A 5,071-nucleotide genomic window follows, 5' to 3' on the forward strand; every position below is an offset into this window, starting at 1 on the left:
CCCCCCCCCACGGTCGTTCACCCGTGCGGGAGGCTCAGCCGACGCCGATCGCCGTGATCGGGACGTCGAGCGGTGCGCCCGAGCCGTCGCGGCGCTGGTCGACGGGCGGCAGCTCGACGGGCTGGCCCGCGGACCCCACGGCCCGGCCGGGACCGCGGCCGACCCACGCGAAGATGAGCGTGTCCTCGCCCTTGAGGAACCGCTGGGCGCGGACGCCGCCCGTCGCGCGGCCCTTGCCGGGGTAGAGCTCGTACGGGGTGACCTTGCCCGAGCCTGCCTGCGTGCCCGGCAGGGCGTCGGAGGCGCCGGCGATGGTCACTACCGTCATGAGGTCGCGGCTCGCGGCGTCGATCACGCCGAAGAACGTGACCTGCTGGCCCGGGGCGAGCTTGATGCCCGCCATGCCCGCCGCGCTGCGTCCCTGCGGGCGTACGGCCGACGCGTCGAAGTGCAGCAGGCTCGCGTCGGAGCTCACGAAGACGAGCTCGTCCGCCTCGGTCACGGGGGCCGCGCCGACCACGGCGTCGCCCTCCTTGAGCGAGATGACCTCCCAGGTGTCCCTGTTGGTCGGCATGTCGCCCGCGATGACGCGCTTGACGACGCCGCCCGCGGTGCCGAGCGCGAGCGTGGGGGCGTCGGGGTCGAGGGACACGATCGTCAGCGGCTTCTCGCCGGCCTCGAGGCTCACGATCTCGCTCAGGGGCACGCCGCCGGACAGGCTCGGGGCGCCGTCGGTCGGCGGGAGGGCGGGCAGGTCGAGCACTGAGAGCCGCACGATGCGGCCCTTGCTCGTCACGAGCCCGACGTCGCTGCGCACGCTGGCCGGCACGGCGCCGCTCAGGGCGTCGTGCGAGTGGCGGCGGCCGCCGGTGCCCGGCTCGGTCGCGTCGCCCGTGCGGGCCAGGAGCCCAGTCGCGGACATCAGCGCCCAGCACGGGGTGTCCTCGACCTCGAGCGGGACGGCCGAGATGGTGCCCAGCACGCCCTGCGCGGACGTGGGGGACGCGCCCGCCGACTCGAGCAGGATGGTGCGTCGCGGCGTCCCGTAGACCTTCGCGACCTCCTTCATCTCCGCGGAGACGACCGCGCGGAGCTTGGCCTCGTCGCCGAGGATCTCCTCGAGCTGGGCGATCTCCAGGCGCAGCGCCTCCTGCTCCTTCTCGAGCTCGAGGCGCGAGAACTTGGTCAGGCGGCGCAGGCGCAGCTCGAGGATGTACTCGGCCTGCGGCTCGGACAGGTCGAAGACCTCGCGCAGACGGGTGCGCGCCGTCTCGGCGTCGTCGCTCGACCGGATGACCTGGATGACCTCGTCGATGTCGACGATCGCGAGCAGCAGGCCCTCGACCAGGTGCAGGCGTTCCTTGCGCTTGGCGAGGCGGTAGGAGCTGCGACGACGGACGACGTCGATACGGTGGTCGACCCACACCTGGAGGAGCTCGCGCAGGCCGAGCGTGCGGGGCTGTCCCTCGACGAGCGCGACGTTGTTGATGCCGAACGAGTCCTCGAGCGGCGTGACCTTGTAGAGCTGTTCGAGCACGGCCTCGGGGTTGAAGCCCGTCTTGATCTCGACGACGAGGCGCAGCCCGTGCGCGCGGTCCGTCAGGTCTGTCGCGTTGGTGATGCCGACGAGCTTCTTCGACTTCACGCCCTCGGCGATCTTCTCGATGACCTTCTCCGGCCCCACGAGGTAGGGGAGCTCGGTGAAGACGATGCCCTTGCGCTTGGCCGTGATGTTCTCGATGCGCGCGGTGGCCCGGGTGCGGAACGAGCCGCGCCCCGTGCGGTAGGCGTCGCGGATGCCGTCGAGGCCGACGATCTTGCCGCCGCCCGGCAGGTCCGGGCCGGGGACGAAGCGCATGAGCGCGTCGAGGTCCGCGGTCGGGTGCTTGATGAGGTGCTGGGCCGCGGCGACGACCTCGACCAGGTTGTGCGGGGCCATGTTGGTCGCCATGCCGACCGCGATGCCCGCGGCGCCGTTGACGAGCAGGTTCGGGATCGCGGAGGGCAGGACCTCGGGCTGGGTCAGCTTGTTGTCGTAGTTCGGGATGAAGTCGACGACGTCCTCGTCGAGCCCGATCGTCATGGCCATCGCGGCGCTCGCGAGGCGCGCCTCGGTGTAGCGCGGCGCGGCGGGTCCGTCGTCGAGCGACCCGAAGTTCCCGTGGCCGTCGACGAGCGGCAGGCGCAGCGAGAACGGCTGGGCCAGGCGCACCAGGGCGTCGTAGATCGCGGTGTCGCCGTGGGGGTGGAGCTTGCCCATGACCTCGCCGACGACGCGCGCCGACTTCACGTGCCCGCGTTCCGGGCGCAGCCCCATGTCGGACATCTGGAACAGGATGCGGCGCTGGACGGGCTTGAGCCCGTCGCGCGCGTCCGGCAGCGCGCGGGCGTAGATGACCGAGTACGCGTACTCGAGGAAGGACCCCTCCATCTCCGTCGTGACGTCGATGTCGATGATCTTCTCGTGGACCTCGCTCGGATCGAGCGGGGCTTTCGAGGCGGACGGTCTGCGCGCCATGGGTCGTCGGGCTCCTGCGGGTCGATGGGTCGGGTGCTTCGGTGCGGTCGGCGGTGCGGTCGGCGGGCCGGACGGCCGGGCACGAGTGCTCGTCGGCGAACGGTAGCGCGGCCCACCGACATCCGGGCCCTCATTCTCCCGCGCGCCGGGCGCGCCGCTGACCAGCGTCGCTCCGACCAGTAGCCTAGGGCGGGTGAACGGACACGACGTCCCGGCCGACCCTGACCCGGCGCCGCAGCCGGACCAGTACCCGGTCGAGTGGGAGGCCGACGTCGTGCTGCGCGACGGCACGACGACGCACGTGCGTCCGATCCGGCCCTCCGACGCCGCGGCGCTCCAGCGCTTCCACATGGGCCAGAGCGAACGCTCGACGTACCTGCGCTTCTTCGCGAACATCGAGCGGCTCTCGGACCGGGACCTCGAGCGCTTCACGGTCGTCGACCACGCCGAGCGCGTGGCCCTGGTCGCGGTCAAGCGGGTGGGCCAGGACCTGCGCGAGGACATCATCGGCGTCGCGCGCTTCGACAAGGTCGCCCCGCACGAGGCCGAGGTCGCCTTCAACATCGCCGACGCCGAGCAGGGGCGCGGCCTCGGGTCGGTCCTCCTGGAGCACCTGGCGGCCGCGGCCCGCGAGCGTGGCGTGCGCAGGTTCAGTGCCGAGGTGCTGCCGCAGAACGGCAAGATGCTCGCGGTCTTCCAGGAGGCCGGTTACGTCGTGAGCCAGCACGTCGACGACGGGATCGTCGCGGTGAGCGTCGACCTCGACCCGACGGACCGCTCGCGCGAGGTCATGGCGGACCGTGAGCACCGCGCCGAGGCGCGGTCCATGCACGGCCTGCTCACGGCCCGCCGGGTCCTGCTCGTGGGCCCCGGCCCGACGGCGGCGCCCGGCACCGCGGAGCGGCTCCTGGCCGAGCGTGTGCTCGCCAACGCCCTCCGTGACCCGGGCGACGGGACGTTCGAGGTGGTCGGCCTCACCGCGCCCGGCAGCCCCGAGCTCCCGGTCCAGACCGCGGGCGAGCACCGCGGGGAGCGGCACGGCGGAGAGGGTCCGAGCCACGTCGAGGAGCCGGAGGGGCCGCACCATCACGATCACGGCTCCGCGCACGGGCACCTGCACGACGCCGCGGCGGCCGCCGAGCTCGTCGAGGAGCTGGTCGAGGAGCTCGACGACGAGGCCGCCGGGCCCCCGGTCCGCTTCCGGGCCCGCATCGCGGACGTCCCCGGGCCCGTGGACCTCGCGCTGCTGGCGCTGCCCCCGCGCGAGGCGATCGCCGCGACGGCCGAGCTCGAACGCCTCGGGGTGCGCGCCGTCGTCGTGCTCTCCGCGGGCTTCGCCGAGACCGGACCCGACGGGCTCGCGCTCCAGCGCGACCTCCTGCGCACCGCGCACACCGCGGGCATGCGCGTGGTCGGCCCCGCGACCTACGGGCTCCTGACGACGCACGCGGGGCACAGGCTCAACGCGAGCCTCGCCGAGGTCGAGCCGGTCGCGGGCAGCATCGGGATCTTCTGCCAGTCCGCGCCCACGGCCGTGACTCTCCTGGCGACGGCGCTGCGCCGCGGGATCGGCATCTCGTCGTTCGTGTCGGCCGGGCACCGCGCGGACGTCTCGGGCAACGACCTCATGCAGTTCTGGCAGGACGACCCCGAGACGTCGGTCGTGTGCCTGTACCTCGAGTCGATCGGGAACCCCCGCAAGTTCTCCCGCATCGCCCGACGGCTGGCGTCGGTCAAGCCGGTCGTGGTCGTGACCGCGGGGCGCTCTGGGCAGGTCGTGCCGCCCGGTCACGCGGTCCGCTCGACGCGCGCCCCGCGCCGCACGCTCGACGAGATGCTGCGCCAGTCCGGGGTGATCCACGCCGAGAACACCCACCACCTCGTCGACATCGCCCAGCTCCTCGCGAACCAGCCGCTGCCGTCCGGGCGGCGCATCGGGATCCTCGCGTCGTCGGCCGCGCTGACCGCGCTCGTCGCGGAGGCCGTGGTCTCGGCCGGGCTCGTGGTCTCCGACTGCTCGACCTTCCTGCCCGAGGACGCCGACGACGAGCGGATCGAGAGCGCGGTCGCCGCCCTCTACGCCCCGGACGCGTGCGACGTCGTCGTCGCGGTGCACGTCCCCACCGTCCGACCCCGCGTCGGCACCGTCTCGCGGGCCGTCGCCCGGGCGGCCGCGGCGAGCGGACGCACCACGGTCGCGAGCGTCCTCGGGCTCCACGGCCTCGCCGCCGAGCTCAGCGCACCGAACCCTGCGGACCCCGACGGGCCGCGCCTGCACGTGCCCGCCTACTCGACGCCGGAGGACGCCGTCGCGGCGGTCGGCGCGGTCGTCGGGTACGCGCGCTGGCGCGACGCCGACCACGGCACGGTCGACCGTCCCGCGGACGTCGACTCCGACCGCGCCCGGGCGATCGTCGAGGGCGCCCTCGCGGGCGACTCGGTGGTCGACCTCGACGCGGGGACCACGGCCCGGCTCCTCGCGGCGTACGGCATCGAGCTGTGGCCCTCGCGCCGCGTCCGCCCGGCCGCCGCGGCCGTGGCCGCGCTCGTCGC

General features: G+C 73.9%; 2 protein-coding genes. One reads left to right on the forward strand and one right to left on the reverse strand.

All coding sequences use genetic code 11. The features are described from left to right. Nucleotides 1-34 precede the first annotated feature (34 nt). Nucleotides 35-2,518: a DNA gyrase/topoisomerase IV subunit A gene (locus H9652_RS04920; RefSeq protein WP_191795213.1), complete on the reverse strand. Its 2,484-nt coding sequence runs from the start codon at nucleotides 2,516-2,518 to the stop codon at nucleotides 35-37. Between the two features lie 193 nt (nucleotides 2,519-2,711). Between H9652_RS04920 and H9652_RS04925 the strand changes: the two genes are divergently transcribed. After that, a partial coding sequence (locus tag H9652_RS04925; protein ID WP_191795339.1) for a GNAT family N-acetyltransferase occupies nucleotides 2,712-5,071 on the forward strand: 2,360 nt, incomplete at its 3' end.

Source organism: Oerskovia rustica (assembly GCF_014836555.1).
Classification (GTDB): domain Bacteria; phylum Actinomycetota; class Actinomycetes; order Actinomycetales; family Cellulomonadaceae; genus Oerskovia; species Oerskovia rustica.

Excerpts from the sequence above, each read along its gene's own strand:
- H9652_RS04920 (WP_191795213.1), bottom strand. The coding sequence starts at position 2,518 with ATGGCGCGCAGACCGTCCGCCTCGAAAGCCCCGCTCGATCCGAGCGAG.